The organism is Mycolicibacter hiberniae (assembly GCF_010729485.1).
GTDB classification, from domain to species: Bacteria; Actinomycetota; Actinomycetes; order Mycobacteriales; family Mycobacteriaceae; genus Mycobacterium; species Mycobacterium hiberniae.
Genome location: NZ_AP022609.1, coordinates 4054793 through 4072320, shown reverse-complemented (window position 1 = coordinate 4072320; position 17528 = coordinate 4054793). Strand labels below are relative to the sequence as shown.

Annotated in this window: 15 protein-coding genes; all 15 read right to left on the bottom strand. The window is 69.2% G+C overall.

Translation table 11 applies throughout. The features are described from left to right. Positions 1-987 carry a type VII secretion protein EccE gene (eccE, locus tag G6N14_RS18930; RefSeq protein ID WP_085136362.1) on the bottom strand — a complete coding sequence of 329 codons (987 nt, stop codon included), beginning with the start codon at positions 985-987 and terminating at the stop codon, positions 1-3. After that, positions 984-2402: a type VII secretion-associated serine protease mycosin gene (mycP, locus tag G6N14_RS18925; RefSeq protein WP_085136361.1), complete on the bottom strand. Its 1419-nt coding sequence runs from the start codon at positions 2400-2402 to the stop codon at positions 984-986. The genes eccE and mycP overlap by 4 nt, the downstream gene beginning before the upstream one ends. Continuing rightward, the gene (gene eccD, locus G6N14_RS18920; RefSeq protein ID WP_085136360.1) at positions 2399-3832 is read right to left on the bottom strand and encodes a type VII secretion integral membrane protein EccD; all 1434 of its coding nucleotides are present in this window, start codon (positions 3830-3832) and stop codon (positions 2399-2401) included. Before eccD ends, mycP begins: the two co-directional genes overlap by 4 nt. Before the next feature lie 62 nt (positions 3833-3894). Further along, positions 3895-4767 carry an ESX secretion-associated protein EspG gene (locus tag G6N14_RS18915; protein ID WP_085136359.1) on the bottom strand — a complete coding sequence of 291 codons (873 nt, stop codon included), beginning with the start codon at positions 4765-4767 and terminating at the stop codon, positions 3895-3897. Between the two features lie 33 nt (positions 4768-4800). Next, entirely contained in the window at positions 4801-5088 is a 288-nt protein-coding gene (locus G6N14_RS18910) for a WXG100 family type VII secretion target (protein WP_046322721.1), read from the bottom strand. A 33-nt stretch (positions 5089-5121) separates the two neighbouring features. Next, positions 5122-5415 carry a type VII secretion protein EsxS gene (locus G6N14_RS18905; protein ID WP_163787259.1) on the bottom strand — a complete coding sequence of 98 codons (294 nt, stop codon included), beginning with the start codon at positions 5413-5415 and terminating at the stop codon, positions 5122-5124. A gap of 16 nt (positions 5416-5431) precedes the next feature. After that, a complete protein-coding gene (locus tag G6N14_RS18900) occupies positions 5432-6883 on the bottom strand; it encodes a PPE family protein (RefSeq protein ID WP_264079967.1) in 1452 nt (483 codons plus the stop codon). Beyond that, positions 6883-7194 (bottom strand): PE family protein, encoded by a 312-nt coding sequence (locus G6N14_RS18895; protein ID WP_085137905.1) that lies wholly within the window; start codon positions 7192-7194, stop codon positions 6883-6885. The genes G6N14_RS18900 and G6N14_RS18895 overlap by 1 nt, the downstream gene beginning before the upstream one ends. 27 nt (positions 7195-7221) lie before the next feature. Beyond that, positions 7222-11187, bottom strand: coding sequence for a type VII secretion protein EccCa (eccCa, locus tag G6N14_RS18890; RefSeq protein WP_163787257.1), 3966 nt, complete (start codon positions 11185-11187; stop codon positions 7222-7224). Then, entirely contained in the window at positions 11184-12806 is a 1623-nt protein-coding gene (eccB, locus tag G6N14_RS18885) for a type VII secretion protein EccB (RefSeq protein WP_085137901.1), read from the bottom strand. Before eccB ends, eccCa begins: the two co-directional genes overlap by 4 nt. Next, positions 12803-14635, bottom strand: coding sequence for a type VII secretion AAA-ATPase EccA (eccA, locus tag G6N14_RS18880; protein WP_085137899.1), 1833 nt, complete (start codon positions 14633-14635; stop codon positions 12803-12805). The genes eccB and eccA overlap by 4 nt, the downstream gene beginning before the upstream one ends. A 267-nt stretch (positions 14636-14902) precedes the next feature. Further along, entirely contained in the window at positions 14903-15802 is a 900-nt protein-coding gene (locus tag G6N14_RS18875) for a class I SAM-dependent methyltransferase (protein ID WP_085137903.1), read from the bottom strand. A 43-nt stretch (positions 15803-15845) separates the two neighbouring features. Then, positions 15846-16133, bottom strand: a complete 288-nt coding sequence (locus G6N14_RS18870; RefSeq protein ID WP_046322721.1) for a WXG100 family type VII secretion target — start codon at positions 16131-16133, stop codon at positions 15846-15848. A 33-nt stretch (positions 16134-16166) separates the two neighbouring features. After that, positions 16167-16460, bottom strand: coding sequence for a type VII secretion protein EsxS (locus G6N14_RS18865; RefSeq protein WP_067968459.1), 294 nt, complete (start codon positions 16458-16460; stop codon positions 16167-16169). A 172-nt stretch (positions 16461-16632) separates the two neighbouring features. After that, complete coding sequence (gene fdhD, locus G6N14_RS18860; RefSeq protein WP_085136273.1) at positions 16633-17472, bottom strand: formate dehydrogenase accessory sulfurtransferase FdhD; 840 nt, start codon at positions 17470-17472, stop codon at positions 16633-16635. Positions 17473-17528: the final 56 nt, after the last annotated feature.

Below are 17528 nucleotides of genomic sequence, written 5' to 3'. Positions count from 1 at the left end.
CTAACGCGCGGCCGCAACCGTCGCCGCAGCGGGCCACCGCAGGGCGGCGATCTCGTCGCCGTCCAGCGGGGCATGACCGCCCAGGCGACTGCCGGACAACGGGTGCAGGCCCAGCAGGGCGCGGCGATGATTGCCCTGCTGCGGCTGCAGTCCCGCCAGGGGGGCGCCACCGTCGGGCACCGAACCGGTACGCAGGGCGCAGCCCGCGGCAACGGTCTGCTGACCGTCGGCCTCGGCGAATTCCAGCACCGTCCAGGCCTCGTTGGCGTTGACCGCCTGAATCCGGCTGATGGTGTCGGCCAGCGCTGCGTCGATACCCACCTGGTAGGCCGCGACATGGTCGCCCGAGCCGTCTTCCAGACACCGCCAGGTTTCCCGGGCCTTCGCGCCGCTCAGCGACGGAATCTCCTCACCGGCGACGATCGTGGTGTCCCAGCCGAATTCGCGCAGATGGTCGGCGAGGCGCCGGGCGGCGACATCGACGGTGCGCTGCAGCGGAATGGCGGCCGAACGCGCCTGCAGCGCAGCCAGGTTCGGCTCGGCCGAGTACGTCAGGCTGATCCAGGTGTCGGTGGTTGTGGCGCCACTGTCCGACCGCGACACCCGACTGGTGAGGCGGACCGTGTCGGCCCGCAGACCGTAGCGGTTCAGGTACCCCGCGATCAGCGGCAGCGGCAGGCTCGGCTCGGCCCCCGGCTCGTTGATTCGCAGGGCCGCCGTCGTCCGGGTGTTGACCACCTCCGGCCGGTCGGCGTGGGCGCCGCCCCGCGAGCGCAGCATGGCCAGGCGCCGGCGGGCGATGGTGGTGAAGTGCAGTCCGCGCCACCAGCCCAGCAGCAGGATCGTGACGAGAACACCGACGGCCAGCACCCAGCGCTGGGTGCTGGTCTCCCAGGGTTTGGCCATCACTGCGGGCACCACGGCCAGCAGCACCAGAGCGATCCGGGCCGGCCCGGGGCGTGGAACGGTGGTTCGGTAGGAGCTCACTGGTCTTCCTTTCGTCGGCGGGCGGCCGCTGCGGCGCCGGTGGCGACCGCGACGACCAACCCGGCCAGCAGCGCGGTTCCGGCGAAGGCCACGATCCGGGGGGCCGGGTTCTCCGGTTGCGGCGGCGGGGGTGGGGAGATCTTCTTGGCGGGCGAGGCAGCCGGATCCGCAGCCGGCGGCAGCTCCCAGGTCAGGGCGGCCACCGGATCGACGATCCCGGCGCCCACCACGTCGGACGGGGCGCGTGCGGCGTTATGGGCCGTGGAGACGATGCGGTGCGCCACCTGCATCGCGTTGAGGTCCGGGTAGCGGCTGCGGACCAGCGCGGCCACCCCGGCCACATAGCCGGCGGCGTACCCGGTGCCGCTGAGCGGCACCGGCCTGCCCTGGTTGCCCGGCAGCGCATTGGCCAGCCCGCCGTCCTCGCGGTTGCTCACCGAGACGATGTCCTCGCCGGGCGCCGCCACGCCGACCCACGGTCCGGCCATGGTGAAACCGGACGGCCGGCCGCTCGAGGACAGCGATGCCACCGACAGCACGTAGGGGTGCCACCAGGACGGCACCGACACCGACGTCACCGCGGCCCAGTTGCGGGGGTCCTGCGGCCGGCTCAGGTCGGTGAGCGGGTTGGACTCGCACGCCTCGCCGCCGCCGCCCACCGATCCGGTCTGCCCGGCGTCGCCGGCGGCCGCCACGATCAGCACGTCCTTCTCCACCGCCGCGTAGCGCAGGGCCGCGCCCAGCGCGGTCTGGTCGACGTTGCGATCGGCCGGCAGGCAGGTGGTGGTGGAGACGGTGATGACCCGTGCACCGAGGTCCGCGGCGTGCACGATGGCGCGCGCCAATGCGGTGATGTCGGTGATCACGCGGGTGGTTCGCGGGTCTTCGCCGGCCAGGCGCGGTGAGATGGTCGCCGAGGCGGTCCGCAGTGCCAGCAGGCGGGCCGCCGGGGCCACTCCGGCGAAGCCGTCGTCCCCGGGCTGGCCGGCCACGATGCCGGCGACCAGTGTTCCGTGCCCGTCGCAGTCGGTCAGGCCGTCGGTGGTGCCGATGTAGTCGCCGCCCGGGTCGACCGTGCCCAGCCGTGGTCCGGGCCGGACCCCGGTGTCGATGACGGCCACCGTCTGGCCCTCGCCGCGGGAAAACTGCCACGCAGTGGGCAGATCGAGCATCCGCTGCCCGGCCGGTGCGGTGCTGACGTCGCTGCCGGGCATCAGCAGCGAGCTGGCGCAGTCCCCGTGCTGTTCCATGGCCGCGACCGGGCCGGGCGCCCCGCTGGGCGGCGGTACGGTCGGGTCCACCGTCGGCGGGGTGATCGCCAGCGCCGGTGCACTGGTCAGCAGCGCGGCCAGCGTCGCGGCGCCCAGCCCGCGGACCGCCGACCTGCCGCGGCTGCGCTGAGCGGCAACGTTCATCGAGACAGAACCCAGGCGAAGATGCCCACCAGGTAGGCCATGACGGGGATCAGGGTGGCGTCGACACCGGAGGCCGCAAAGCCCACCAGGCGCCGCACCGGCAGCGAGTAGCTCTCCGGCGAGGCGACGGTCGGGCTCAGCGCGACCACCGCCCACACCGCTGCGAGCGCGGCCAGCACCAGCACCGCGCCCAGGGCGGCCGGGTAGCGGCCGGTGGCCGCGTACACGGCCAGCAGTGCGATCGCCGTCAGGTGCGGCTCAGCCAACAGCCACGCCTTGCACCACGCCGAGTCCCACACCCGGGCCCGCAGCACCGAGGCAACCGCGATACCTGCGACCACGTACCAAGCCCAGCCCGAAAGCCCTTCGGGCGCATACGCGATGGCAATCGAGCCCAGCACCGCGAGCAGGACCGAGCCGGCGATGAATCCGGTCTGGTGAGCATCGGTGACCCGGACCCGGCGCGGCAGGTCGGCAAGCACGCTGTCCGGCAGAGCCGACGGGGTGGGGTCACCCGGCGCCGGGATCACCGGCAACGGCAGACGCGCCCACAACGCCGAAACCTGCGGCGCGGCAACGGTCAACAGCAGCGACGCGGTGATCAATCCGCATCCAAGGCTGACGGGCGGCAACTCCCAGAACGTCTTGACCGCAGCCGTGGCCAGCACGCCGACACCGACAACCACCGCCGCGGTGAAGAACGCGATCCCGCGCTCACCGCGGCCGCCCGGGGGCAGGATCAGGCAGATCAGCGACCAGGCGCTGACCGCGGCCGCGCCCAGCACCACGTGGGCGGGGCAGAACAGACCTGGAACGGCCAGGGTGCCCGCCGCGGCGAGCGGTACCAGCGCCGCGATCGACAGGGTCAGGGCGGCTTCGGCCGACCGGGTGCGGCACAGCAGCGCGGCGAGCACCGTGAGCAAGGCGATGGCCCCGGTCGCGAACAGGCCCGCGGGTTCGCCGGTGACCGCACTGTGCGCGGTGGCCAGCCCGGTGGCGGCCAGCACCAAACCCGCGCCGGCGGCCAGCGCAGCACGCTGAAGGTGCTTGGCTCCCCAGGGTTTGCGTCGTGACTCCGAGAAGATGACGGCCGCATCGGCGATGTCCTCGACAATGCCGGGCGCCGCCGGGCCCGCCGGTACCGGCCGCAGCGCCAGCAGGTCGCCGTCGACGACTCCGACGGTGTCCAGGCTGGCGTCCAGGCTGAACGGCGCGCCACCGATGGGCGCCAGGCTCAGCCGGGTCGTGGCACCGTCCCCGGGTTCGGTGTCGTCGCCGGCGGCCGGGGCCACCAGGCGTTGCACCGCCGGGAGAATCTCACGCAGCGGCAGCTCCGCGGGCACGGCGATCTCGGTCAACCGACTGTCGGCCAGCACCGCGATGCGGACAATCGGCATGGCGGCGCTGGTCAGCACCGGGGCTTCGGTCATTGATGTTCCCTGTTCTGTTCTCTACGAGGTCGTTTTGTTCGCTGTTGGGGATGTTGCGCTGTCTAGGACAGCTGGGGGGTGAAATCTCGGGTCAGGCGCCGGCCGGGGAACCAGCTGCCTTCGGGCAGGGTGGCGGTCAACTGCTCGATCGCGACGGCTGTCGCAAAGTCGGTTCCGGGGCGGAAGGTCGACACCCATTCACCGTCGAACGCCTGTGAGGGGGTGACCAAGATGCGTCCCGCGTCGGAGTCGACCAGGCTCAGCCCGACTTCGGTGGTGGTGTGCCGGCCGTCGCGTGCGCACCCGGCCACCACCTCGACATAGCTGCGCGAGCCGGTGAACACCGACTCGACGATTGGCCTCGCCGAGGCGGGAATACCCAGGTAGTCAAGCACTTCGGCGAGAGGCGCACCGGAGCGCAGGCGCTCGTCGGCGCGCACGCCGGCCCGGGCGGGCAACGTGAACTCGTCGAAACGGGCGGGCGGGCGCTGGCGCAGTCCCGCGCCGAGCACCGGGACCAGCAGGCGGGGGTCGTTGATGTCCATCACGGTGAAGGTGACCAGTTGCGCGTTGCGCAGTGCCACCACCGTGCGGCCGGGCTTACCGGGCTTATCGCGGCGCGCGACGATGCCCCGCAGCATCTCCGGGGTCCCGCCGGCGGCCGAACTCACATAGCGCAAGTCCAGCCACCGGTCGGGGAAACACACCACTCGGATCCATTCGGCCACGGCCGGGTTGACCGTGCCGTCCGGCGAGACGACTCCCATCCGGGTCAGTTCGTCGCGCTGGCGCGCCATGAACGCGCCGCGCTCCCCGGCGTCGGTGTAGGGCATGGTGATCGCCAAGACCCACGGGAAGGACCCGGCACCCACGGTTTCCGCGATGTACCAGGCTTGCTCGACGGTCAGTTCGGCAGCGTTGGGCTCAGTACCCATCGCTGCTTTCCCTCGTCGAGCAGATCATGGACGTCAGCCCCACTTGGCGGCTTCGGCGGTGTCGCGCGCGTTCATCATCAAGGTGTTGGTCTCGTGCGTGGTGGCCATCGCCCGATAGGCCAGCACCAACTCCTCCATCGCCTGGTTCCACTGCGCCTGCCACGCCTGATACGTCATCGACGTATCACCGTGCCACGCCGCCGACAACGCCGCCTGCTCACTGGCGATATCGGCACCCACGGCCTGCAACGTCCCGGCGTAGGTGTTCATCTCCGCGGCATGCGCCAGCATCGCCGGGTAGTTGTACATAATCTGCGACATCAGACTGTTCTCCTGTCTCTGGCCCCGATAGCCCTAAACCCCGGTGTAACCCGAAGCCGCAGCCGCATCGGCGGCCACATACGTCGAACCGGCATCCGCCAGATTGACCTGCGCCATGTCCAGCAACGCATTCACCCGCGCCGCCATCGCCACAAACCGCGCATGCGACCCCTGAAACGCCGCCGCCGCCTCACCGACGTGAAACGCCTGCGCCGACATCGCCGCCTGCTCCGCCTGCGCCATCGTCGACCGCATCAACCCCGCCTTGGCGCCGAACGCCGACTCCGAGGCGACCAACTGCGGAATATGCGCATCCAACAAGCTCATCTCCACACCCCTTTCTCTACTTGTTCTTCGGTTCCTGTTCCGGCTCCCCTGCGGAGTCGGCAAAGTCCTTTTCGCCCCAGGTATCGGGCAGCATCGGCATATTCGGGCCGCCTCCGAACCCGTCACCGGTCAAGGTGGCGAGGCCGGCAGCCCCGCTGCGAGCACTGCTGCCCACGGTCCCGGTGAAGCCAAGGTCCCCGGCACCACGTTGCGAACCGGCCATCGACGGCACAGTCGGCGGATTGTCCTCGACGGGACCGGAATTCATGTCCATGAACTCGTCCGCGTGGTCATGCAGGACAGCGCGCCGCCGCCGGCGCGCGCGGGACCTCTCCCGCGCCGAGCTGCCCGCCGCCGCCGCGGCGGCGGGCACCCGTGATGCCGTGGCCTTCGCCTTGTTGCGGTCGGTGAGGGTGGGCCCCAGTCCGGTGCCCGGTTCGGCACCGCCGACCAGGTAGCCGAAGCCGATCGACCCGGACGCCGGTGCGGGCGGTGCCGCCGCCGAGGTGGCCGGCGCTGCCGGAACGCCCGCGGCACCAGGTGCGCCGACGCCCGGTCCAAAACCCGCCACCGCCACGATCGGCCGGTCGGACGGCGCCAGCGGTACCGGTTTCGGCTTCGCGACGTCCTCGCGAGTCCAGTCCCCGCCGAAGAAGTCTGCCAGCAGGCCGAGGCCCACGCCGAGCACGATCGGCGCCATGATGGCGGCGCCCAGCATCACGCCCCAGAAGGTGAAACCGAACGGGATGAAGAACGCCTCGTAGGCGACGAAGAATAACAGTGGGAACCAGGCCGCCGGGTTGGCGATGATGGCCTGAATCGTTGCGACCGGATCTTCGAAGAGCCGTACCAACTGGTTCCACAGGTCGGTGAAGAAATCCCCGCTGCCCGGCGAGGTGTCTTCCGCGGGCAAGGCGGCGGAAGACGAGGTGACTACCGGAGGCGCTTCTGCGGTTCGCGGCGCCGACGCCAGTGCTGCACCCGATATCGCATGGTAGGTGCCCATCGTTGCCGCCGCCTGGATCCACATCCGGGCATAGTCGGCTTCGTTGAGCGCGATCGGGACGGTGTTGATCCCGAAGAAGTTGGTGGCGACCAGCACCCCGTGCGTCATGCGGTTGGCTGACAGCTCGGCCAGGGTCGGCATCGAGGCCAGCGCACTGGTGTAGGCCGCTGCGGCCACCTCGTGCTGGGCGGCCACCCCGGCGCTGTCCGCGCTGGCCTGGCTCAGCCATGCCAGATAGGGCACGTGCGCCGCCAGGTACTGCTCAGCGCTGGGGCCTTGCCACGCACCGGCCTGCACCGTACCCAGCAGCGCGGTGAGTTCGTCTGCTGCCGCAGCGTATTCGACGCTGAGCGCATTCCACACCCCGGCAGCCGACAACAACGGACCCGCACCGGGGCCGCTGCTCAGCAATGCTGAATGCACCTCCGGAGGGGAGGCCATCCAGACCGGGGCGAGGGCCATCAGCCCCGCGCGCCCAAGAAGTACGTCGACGCACCCGCAGCATCACCGGCGGCGTAGTTGACACCGGAATCACCGACACCGATACCGGCGCGGCCCAACTCAGCGGCCCCCTGAGCGGCCACTGCGGCGTGCTCGCTGCCCTGGGCGCTGAAACCGGCAGCGGTCTGCAGCGACACCGGGTCGGCCGCCGGCGGCACCACCGCGGTGATCAGAGGGGCGGCGCCGGCCTGCGCGGCCGCCAGCCGAGCGGTCAGTGCTTCGACCGCTGCGCCGGCGGCGGCGAGACCTTCGGGAACCACGTTGAGCGTCATGACAGTTACTCCTTCCGCACTTTCGTGTCAGTTGGTGAGGCTTTCGGTGAACGTGGGGTTGACCAGTTGTAGGTAGGTGGGTTCGTCGTTGTCGTTGAGCAGGATTGCGCGGCCTGCGGGCAGGCGGGCGAAGCGTTGGCCGCGGATCTTGCCGCTGTCGGCGGGGTTGCCCGACAGCATCAGGGTGGTGGCCTGCAGGTCGTTGAGGCGCCGCAGCAGCGTGTTGGTCATCAGGGCATGCCCGGAGCCGGTGGCCCGGCCGGTGACGATGACCCGCAACCCCAGATCGCTCGCTTGGGAGAGCAGTTCGATCAGGGTGGTCCACGGCCGCTGCCCGGCGTAGGGCCCGGTCAGGGCCGGGCTGTCGGGGATGGCGTCGACATCGTCGATGAGCAGGTAATGGGTGTGACCTTCATAGCGCCAGGCGGCCAGATCCGCCGCCGACAAACCGGCCGGGGGCCGCCTTGATCCGATCAACGCGGAGAGACCCAGCATCGCCGGGATGACCCGATCCACATTGGCGGTGTACTCGTTGTCGTCGAACAGCGGTTCGTCGACCAGATGCAGGCGCCGATCGATGACGGTGAACGCCACCTGCTCGCCGCTGGAGTGCTCCCGCACGGTGCGGATGATGTGCCGCAACAAGGTGGTCTTGCCGGACTTGGCATCCCCGAGCACCAGCAGCAACGGGTTGGCGGTGAAGTCCACCTGCACCGGGGCCAGGTCCTCTTCGCGGACCCCGATGACGATGCGTTCCGGTGCCGGGTAGATCGGGCCGACCTCCTCGGGGGCCAGGTTGGTCGGCAGCAGACGCACCGGGGGTGCGGCCAGCCCGGGATGGCGGGCATTGATCGCCGCGATCTGGCCCAGATCGGGTTGGGCGATCAAGAAGTGCTCAGCGGCCATGGTCAGACCCCGGCCGGGCTGGTTGGCCGGCACCGCCTCCGCGGGCCGCGTCAACGCCCCGGCGACCCGCACATTGCTGTCGCGGGCGTCGTGGAGTTTGAGTTCCAGACGCATACCCAGCCCGTCACGCATCGCCAACGGCACCTCCAGCCAACTGGGGGTGGTGACCACCACGTGGATGCCGTAGGCCAGCCCGACATTGACCAGCTCGGTCACCTTGGCCAGCAACGGGTTGCGGGTGTTGAACGCATCGGTGTTGTCGCGGCTGAACGCATACAGGTTGTCGATGACCAAAAACACTTCACCGTAACCGTCGTTGAGGGCACCGATACTGCCGTCACGGAACGCTTCCCGCTGCTGACGGGCGGTCAGCAGTTGCTCGAGTTCACCGAAGGTCCGCCGGATCCGCTCAGGCTCCAGCCCCGAGGCGACACTGCCCACATGGGCCAGATCCTGCAGGGCCCGCAGCTGCCCGCCGCCGTAATCGAGGACATAGAAACTGACCTCCCGCGGGGAATGCAGCTGCGCGGCCGACAGAATGAACGTCTGCAACGCGGTGGTCTTGCCCGACTTGGGGCCCCCGTGAATCAGCAGGTTGCCCGACGCGGAGCGGGCATCGAAGACCAGCGGGTCCCGACGCATGTCGAACGGCTTGTCGATCTCCCCCAACGGCCAGCGCAGCTGCCGCGCCCCGATGCCCGCCCCGGCCAAAGTCTGCGCCAGCGGAATCGGCTCATCCAGCGGCGGCAACCACAACGGCGGGGCCTGCGGCCCATACCCGGCCAACTGATCCCCAATGGTGGCGATCAGCTTGCGGGGCGGACCCAGCACCTCATCCTCGGCCTCACCGACCACCACCGTCTCCGCACCGGAGTCCACCGCGGCAGCGGTGAACAACTTCGGCTCCGGCAGGGCATGCATCACCACCGACCGTGCCTGGCGCGGCGGGTCATAGATCCCATCGACATAGGTGGAGCGGAACTTGATCGGCGCCGCCCCCGGAGCGGGCACCAAAAAGCCCTCACCTTTGTGCTCTTTACCCGACTCGATGTGATAGGCGTCCTCGACACCGATGATCTGCCGCGACACACTCGGGCTCGCGACCTTCAACCCGATCCGATACGAGGTGTTCTTGTCGATGTCTTTGATCTTGCCGACATCCAAAGTCTGCGACGCGAACAGAATATGGATCCGGAACGAGCGGCCCTTGCGGGCCACATAGTCGAACAACTCCGCATACTCCGGGTGATCGGCCAGCATCAACGTGAACTCATCGGCCACGATGAACAACGTCGGGATCGGCGCCAGATCATGGCCGGCCGCGATCGCCGCCTCATACTCGGTCACCGAGTTAAACGCACTGCCCTGCACCCGCCGGCCGGCCTCACGCAGCAACAACTCGCGGCGCGCCACCTCCCCACGCAAGGTGTCGGCGAACCGATCGGCTAGGGACTTCTTCTCGGCCATATTCGAGATGACCGCCACCACCTGCGGGAAATGCCGGAAGATGTCCGCGCCGGCCTCCCCCTTGAAGTCGGCGTAGATCACGATCAGCCGATCCGCCGAATGCGTGGTCAACAACGACAACAGGATCGACATCAACGTCTGCGACTTACCTGAGCCGGTCATGCCGATCATCAACCCGTGCGGGCCCATCCCGCCCTCGGCCTCATCCTTGAGATCGAAGTACAACGGCTCACCGGTCGCGGTCACCCCGATCGGAACCCGCAACTCCTCCTCGCGGCTACGCGGCGCCCACAACGCCGGCACATCCAACCGCGAGGCATCGGCGATCCCCAACAACGTGGTGAACGTCGCCCCCCGCGTGCCCGCCGACCGCAACCCGGCATGCGTCGGATTGGAATCCCAGCGCGACAACCGCCGCGCCACATGCGCAGCCTCCGCCGCCCCCAACGAGTCCGCGGCATCGACCCAACGCTGCCAGCCGGCCCCACCCTGCCACCGATCCAACGCCACCCCACCGGCGGTGACCCGCAGGATCGGGCGTTCGGGATCGGCGTACTGCTCGCGATGCGGCGCCACCGCCACCCGCTGCACCACCGTCACCCCGGCCCGCGCGGCCCCCAACACCGAACCCGCCACATCGAAATCCGGGTCATCGACAATGACCAGCAGATGCCGTGCCGTCTCACCCGCCTCACCGGTGAACGCCGGACGCGACGCCAACTCCGGCGCCAACAACCCCACCAACTCCGCAGCAGTCGAAGCCAGGTAGCGGGCCGGGCCCACCCCATCGACAGAGCCGGCGATATCGGCATGCGGCAACCACTTCAACCACGACCACGCCGGCGACTCCAACTCCGGCGACGCCAACGCCACCCCCAACACCGTCGGGTCATGCCACGTCACCGCCTGAGCCACCCACGCCCGCAACGCCGCCCGCACCTCATCAGCGCCGTCCTCACCCTCACCGAGCACCGTGACCCGCGACACCTTCGCCACATCCAGCCCCACCGGCACATCACGCACCGTGCGCTGGGTGTCCAACAACGACCGCAACGCCGAATGCGAGACCGGCTCCAGATCGATCTCATCGGCGATATCGGCCACCCGCACCGCACTGGCCAACGGCACCACGTGCCGGCCTACCCGCACCACCAGGAAATCCTCGTCGTGCGGATCGCGCTCCCACTGCCGCCGCGAACCCGGCGCCGCCACCAAATCCACCGGATCCGGATGCGACCACTCCGCCGCCGCCCGCTGCTTAGCCGCCGCCCCGCGAATATTGTCCCGAACCACCGACAGATACCGCAGATAATCAGCCCGCTCAGCATCGATCTCAACGGTGCGAGTCTTCTTATCCCCACCCCGATAAATCCCCGCCGCCGCCACCAACAACGCAAACGGGAAGAACAACATCACCGGAGACACCAACCGCATCCCCGTCGCGACCATGGCAATCACCATGCCCACAATCAAAATCACGATCACCACCGGCAACGCCCGCTGCAAAAACGACGCCGGCACCAACCGCGGCAACTCCGGCGGCGCCTCCACCGTGATCGCACCCCGATCCACCGGCGGCACCGGCAACCGACGACGCGCCTCAAAAATCAAACGACTCATCGGGTCTCTCCCCCGTTAGCAGCGGTACCCAGCTCAGTGGTGGCGCGACGGCCCGGACTGGGATCCGGCGCCAACCCGTCATGAGCCAGCAACGCATCAGCACGCGACAAAGTAGGTCCAAGGGCGAACTGCGACAACACCGACCACGGAACGGCCAACGCCGGCTCACTCAGACCGAGGGCAGAGACCGTGTCACCGTCACCGCCGGCGCTGCCGGCCTCGGTGTTGATGCCGTACCGCACACCGGTGTCGGAGATCCAGAACAGCGGACCGGCTTTCGCATCGGCCGTGGGATCGCTGCTGACGCTCTGGACGAAGTACCCCGTTCCGGGTGTCAGGGCGACGCGGGCGGCCGTGCCGCCCACTCCGGCGCCCACCAGATCCAGCGTGCCCACACCCTCGCGCAGCGGCAGCGTCGAACCCGACAGCAACGTCAACGAACTGGTGCTCGCCCCCGCCGGCTTACTCCACTGTGCACACGTCACCGGCGCCGACACACCGTCGACCACATGCACCGGCCGCTCCGGGAACCGCGCAACATCCAACCCCCGCGAGACCGGCAACCGCGCAATGTCATCAGCACCCAACACCGGAGGCCGCTCCAAACCATGCGAATCGGTGTTACGCAGCACCGCCGCAAGCACTCCCGAAATCGGCTGCAAGCCGTCTTCGAGCACCGCGTAGTAGCGCAACGCGGCCTCGGAGCCGCCGTCGAGCACGTGCGCGGCCACCACGGCGCCCACCGGGGCGGCTACCGGCAAGTCATAGGCCGGCTTGGCGCCCGCGCCGGCGATCACCGGCGCCACCAGAGCCGGCGCCTCCGGAACGGTGTTGAACAGGCCCGTGGCGATCGTGCGGGGCGTGGGGACCGCCGCGCCGCGCTCACCGAGGCCCAGTGCCGCGGTGACGGCCCGGTCGGAAAGATCGATGCGGCTGCGCTTGCCGTCCCACAGCATCCAGGCGCCGGATCCGTTGTCGGCCAGCACCACTGCGTCAGCGCCCGGCGCACCGGCACGAGAACCACTGTGATCCAACGGGCCGGCGATCACCGTCACACCGGCGGTAGAACCCGACACCGCGTCGCAGACCGTCCACTCGGCGTCGCGGCTGCTGTTCTGCACCATGCGTTCGGGGGCGCCGGGAATGCCGATGAGGTTGCCGCGGGCGAATTTGTCCAGCGCAGCACCTTTCACCATGGTCGGGTTGACCGGTCGCCCGGCGATCAGGCGCGCCGACGTCAGGTTCAACACCGGGTGCAACTGCTCCCCGACCCGCACGTACAGCGCCGAGGTGGTGCGGTCTGCCAGCACCGGGTCGTCGTTGGCCGCACTGTTGGGCCAGATCAGGGTGAACACGAAGCAGCCGCCCACCACGGTGACCAGCACCAGCAGGCCCATCAGCACGGCACGGGTCTGGGAGCGCAGCGGCTCCACCAGCATCCGGGTGTCGTGCAGGGCGACGCCGGAGGCGATCCGGCGCATGACGAAACGCCATCCGCTGACCTGATGTTTGGTGACGAACCCGCGCCGGTACTCCACCCGGTCGGGGTTGTCGTTGACCGGGGTGCGCGAGGCGAACGAGCGCCGCTCGTCGTCGGGCCGCTCGAAACCGGCGCTCATTGGTTGGCCTCCAGGCCCAGGCCACGCAGCAACGGCGCCACCGAGTTGCGGACGTCTTCGGTCGTGATCGTCATGAGCTCCTCATCGGTGAACAGCCCGGTACCGGACTGCTCGGAATGGTCAAGCCGGAATTCGCGCTCTTCCTCCGAGCGTTCGACGACGTTTCGCACAAACCGGCCGTTACCGGCGATGTCGAGGCTGCGACGGTCGATGCCGTTGGCGTCGGGGTGCGACGCGGCGGCGAGCTGACCGAACAGCGCCTGCATCTCTTCGAGCGCGGCCTGCTCGAAACGGCTGTCGCGTTGCTCGGCCATCTTGACGGCGATCTCGACCAGCTCCGGCGGCTGGTAGGACGGGAAGTCGATGCTGCGGGTGAACCGCGAGCGCAGACCTTCATTGGTGTCCAGGAACCGGTCCAGGTCGGCGCGGTAGCCCGCGACGATCACCACCAGGCGGTCACGGTCGTTCTCCATCCGCGCCAGCAGGGTGTCGATGGCGACCAGACCGAAGTCGTTCTTGGCGCCGGTGGCCACCAGGGCGTAGGCCTCGTCGAGGAACAGCACGCCGTCCAGCGCGCTGTCGATGATGGCGTTGGTCTTGGCCTCGGTCTCACCGATGTGCTGGCCGATCAGGTCGGCCCGGTGCACCTCTTTGATGTTCTCTTTCTTCAGCAGCCCCAGGCCGCAGTAGATCTTGGCCACCACGCGCGCGATGGTGGTCTTACCGGTTCCGGGCGGCCCGGCGAAGACCAGGTGGTGGGTGCGCTGCCCGACGGCCAGCCCGTGCTGCTTGCGCACCACTTCCATGGCCACCGAGCTCTTGAGCCGCTGCACCTGGTTCTTGACTTCCGAGAGCCCGATGAACTCGCCGAGTTCGCGCTCGGCCTCGGCCAGCAGTTCGGCCTTGCGCTCGTGGGCGGATGGATCGACGAAGTCCTCGGCGCTGGGCTCGGTGGCGGGGTCCCACGGATCGGTGCGCGCCGCGATGCGGGCCGCGGTGGTGGTGACGATCCCGAAACTGTGGTCCAGCAGCGCCTGCTGAACCTGTTCGTTCTCCGGGTTGGCGGCATAGAGGTCCTGCAGCACCTCGGCCGCGGTCTCCTCGTCGTCCTGGGCGCGCAGGATCAGGCCCTTGGCCAGGGCTCCGTCCGTCGCCGCGACGGCGATGGGCCCGTCCGGCTCCTCCAGGTAGGACAGCGCCGGGGCGTACATGCCCAGCCGCGCCAGGGCGATTCCCAGCGCGATCTTGGCGGCGTGGGTGAACAGCTCGTCGCGCCCGGGGTCGTTGACGATGGGGGTCAGCAGCTTGACCATTTCCGACCAGCGTCCGGCGTGGTGGTTCACCGCGATCGCCAGCCACTGGGCGTCGTTCCAGCCGGGGCGGCGCTGGGTGATCTCGGAGACCACGGTATTGGCCTCGGCACACCGGCCGGCCATCGCCAGCTGCGCGGCGTGGGCGAGGTGGAAGTCGTCGGGTTCGGTGGCGCGCAGCTTCAGGTAGAGCCCGGTGTCGTAGTGAAAGCCCAGTTCGCCTTGCTTGAGGTCGAGGCGTCGCTGCAGAACGCCCGAGCTGCGGGCGGTCTGCGCAATGGCGGCCAACACCCGCGGCGACTGGTCGCCGGCGGCGGCCAGGCCGGTCCAGGCGTCGCACTGCTCGTGGGCGATCCGGGTGAGCGCCGCGAAGCCGCTGCGGGCCGCGGCCAGGTCGGCGGGGCGTTTGCGCTGGTAGACCTCGATGCCCAGCGCCCGGCAGCAGGTGGCGAACCGGCTGAGGGTTTCTTCGTCGACCCGTGGCTGCGGGGTGAGCAGAGCCGCATCACCGTTGTTCATGCGTGGCTCGCCCCTTCGCTGTCATTGACTGAACCAATTCGGCTGAAGTTAGCATTGCATAAGCTAACTGTCGAGGTCGATCGAGGCGATCGCCGGGCGACTTCCATCACCGCCGCGAAGCGGCGTACCGCCCCCGGACCGGACGTAGGCGCACCGACGTCGTTCCAACCCATTGACCGACTCCTTATTGAAAATCATTTTCGATTGCTTTGCACGCTACCGCATGCCGGCTCACTCGTCGGCAACGGTTCGCTCTGACGACCGCAGCTAGCCCTTGACGGCCCGCACCAGGGAGTTCCGCCGGATCATCTGCCCGGCCGGAGTGTCCGGATCCGGCACCGGACGACCCAGCTCCCGCAGACAGGACTCCAGCGGCGTCACGGTGACGGTCCACCCGCGCGCGCCGAACCACAGATCGGCGGGCGCGTGACGCTCGTTGTAGACCAGCCGATGGAAGATGCGGCTGTCGTCGCCCGCCTCGACTTCGGCGGCCACGGCCGCTTCGTAGTCCTGCGGCGGCATCGGCGCGCCGTCCTCGACCGCGACATAACTGCCCGGGGCCGTCAGCCGCTCGATGCCGGCGAACAGCTGCTGTTGCGCCTCGGCGGGGAGATAGATCAGCAGACCCTCGGCGATCCACGCCGAGGGCCGAGTGGGATCGAAGCCGGCGTCACGCAGCGCCTGCGACCAGTCGTCCCGCAGGTCGACGGCGACCTCATGGCGCTTCGCCCTGGGCCGGATACCGCGCTGGGACAGCACATAGCTCTTGAAGGCGAGCACCTGCGGCTGGTCCAACTCGAAGATCGTCGTTCCGTCCGGCCACGGCAGCCGGTACGCCCGGGAGTCCAGCCCGGCCGCCAGAATCACCACCTGGCGCACCCCGGCCGCCATGACAGCGCTGAAGTAGTCGTCGAAGTAGCGGGTGCGCGCGCCCTGGAAGTTGACGAAGGGCTCCCCGAAATCAGCGGACGCCAGTTCGTGGTCGGGCAGGCGGCCATCGAGCACCGCCGCCCAGTCGCCACCGGCCGCCCGGCAGAACAACTTCGCATAGGGATCGACCGCCGCCGGATCGGGCTTGGCGGCTTCCAGCGCCCGGGCCGCCGCGACGAACAGCGCGGTCGACCCCACGCTGCTGGTGATGTCCCAGCTGTCACCTTCACTGCGCATCAGCGGCATGTCGCCCTCCCCACCCGCGCACGGTGCAACCGCGTCAGCCCCACTTGGCGGCTTCGGCGGTGTCGCGCGCGTTCATCATCAACGTGTTGGTCTCGTGCGTGGTGGCCATCGCCCGATAGGCCAGCACCAACTCCTCCATCGCCTGGTTCCACTGCGCCTGCCACGCCTGATACGTCATCGACGTATCACCGTGCCACGCCGCCGACAACGCCGCCTGCTCACTGGCGATATCGGCACCCACGGCCTGCAACGTCCCGGCGTAGGTGTTCATCTCCGCGGCATGCGCCAGCATCGCCGGGTAGTTGTACATAATCTGCGACATCAGACTGTTCTCCTGTCTCTGGCCCCGATAGCCCTAAACCCCGGTGTAACCCGAAGCCGCAGCCGCATCGGCGGCCACATACGTCGAACCGGCATCCGCCAGATTGACCTGCGCCATGTCCAGCAACGCATTCACCCGCGCCGCCATCGCCACAAACCGCGCATGCGACCCCTGAAACGCCGCCGCCGCCTCACCGACGTGAAACGCCTGCGCCGACATCGCCGCCTGCTCCGCCTGCGCCATCGTCGACCGCATCAACGCCGCCTTGGCGCCGAACGCCGACTCCGAGGCGACCAACTGCGGAATATGCGCATCCAACAAGCTCATCTCCACACCCCTATTCCTCAACTACCGATTAGTCGCGGACCGGGCCGCTCGGGTTCCCTCGAGGATGCAACCGGGCCGATCGCGGGGGCACGGAGCGCTTTCCCGGACGGCACGCAATCGGTCCGGTCGATAACTGAGGCCTGATGCTACGCCGTTTACCTAGGTTTTCGATCTATTGCCGCAGATCGCCAGCGGTGATGCGGTCGGGACGGCTGTAGACGTTCATCGAGTCGCCCCGCAGGAACGCGACCAGCGTCAACCCGCATTCCTCGGCCAAGTCGACCGCCAGCGACGACGGCGCCGACACCGCGGCCAGGATGGGCGCCCCGGCCATCACCGCCTTCTGGGTCAACTCGAACGAAGCCCGCCCACTGACCAGCAGCACCGACCCGGTCAACGGAACCCGGCCGCGCTCCAGCGCCCAGCCGATCACCTTGTCGACGGCGTTGTGCCGGCCGATGTCCTCCCGGACGACCTGCATGGCGCCGCCGTCGGTGAAGTCGAACAGCGCCGCGGCATGCAGACCTCCGGTGCGGGCGAAGACGTCCTGCGCGGCCCGCAACTGCTCGGGCAGCGCGGTCAACGCCGCCGCGGGCAACCGGACCGGGTCGTCGCCCGGGCGGTATCGGCTCGAAAGACGCACCGCGTCCAGGGCGGCCTTGCCGCAGATGCCACACGAGGAGGTGGCATAGAAATTGCGGGAGATGTCCACCACCGGCGGTGGCACGTGCGGCGCCAGCGTCACGTCCAGCACGTTGTAGGTGTCGATGGACCCCGATTCGCCGCAGTAACGCGCGCTCTGCACGTCGGCCCGCCCGGCGATGATGCCCTCGGAGAGCAAGAAGCCCTGCGCCAGCTCGACATCGGAACCCGGCGTGCGCATGGTGACGGTGAGCGGCCGGCCGTCCAGCCGGATTTCCAGCGGTTCCTCCACCGCCAGTGTCTCCAGCCGCTGCGTCGCCTGCCCTGCGACGAGGCGGCTGACCCGCCGGCGCTGCGTTATCCGACTCATCGCTCCATCATCGCGGGTCGGTGTCGGCCGCGGCGCCCGGTTGCCGTCGAAGGGGG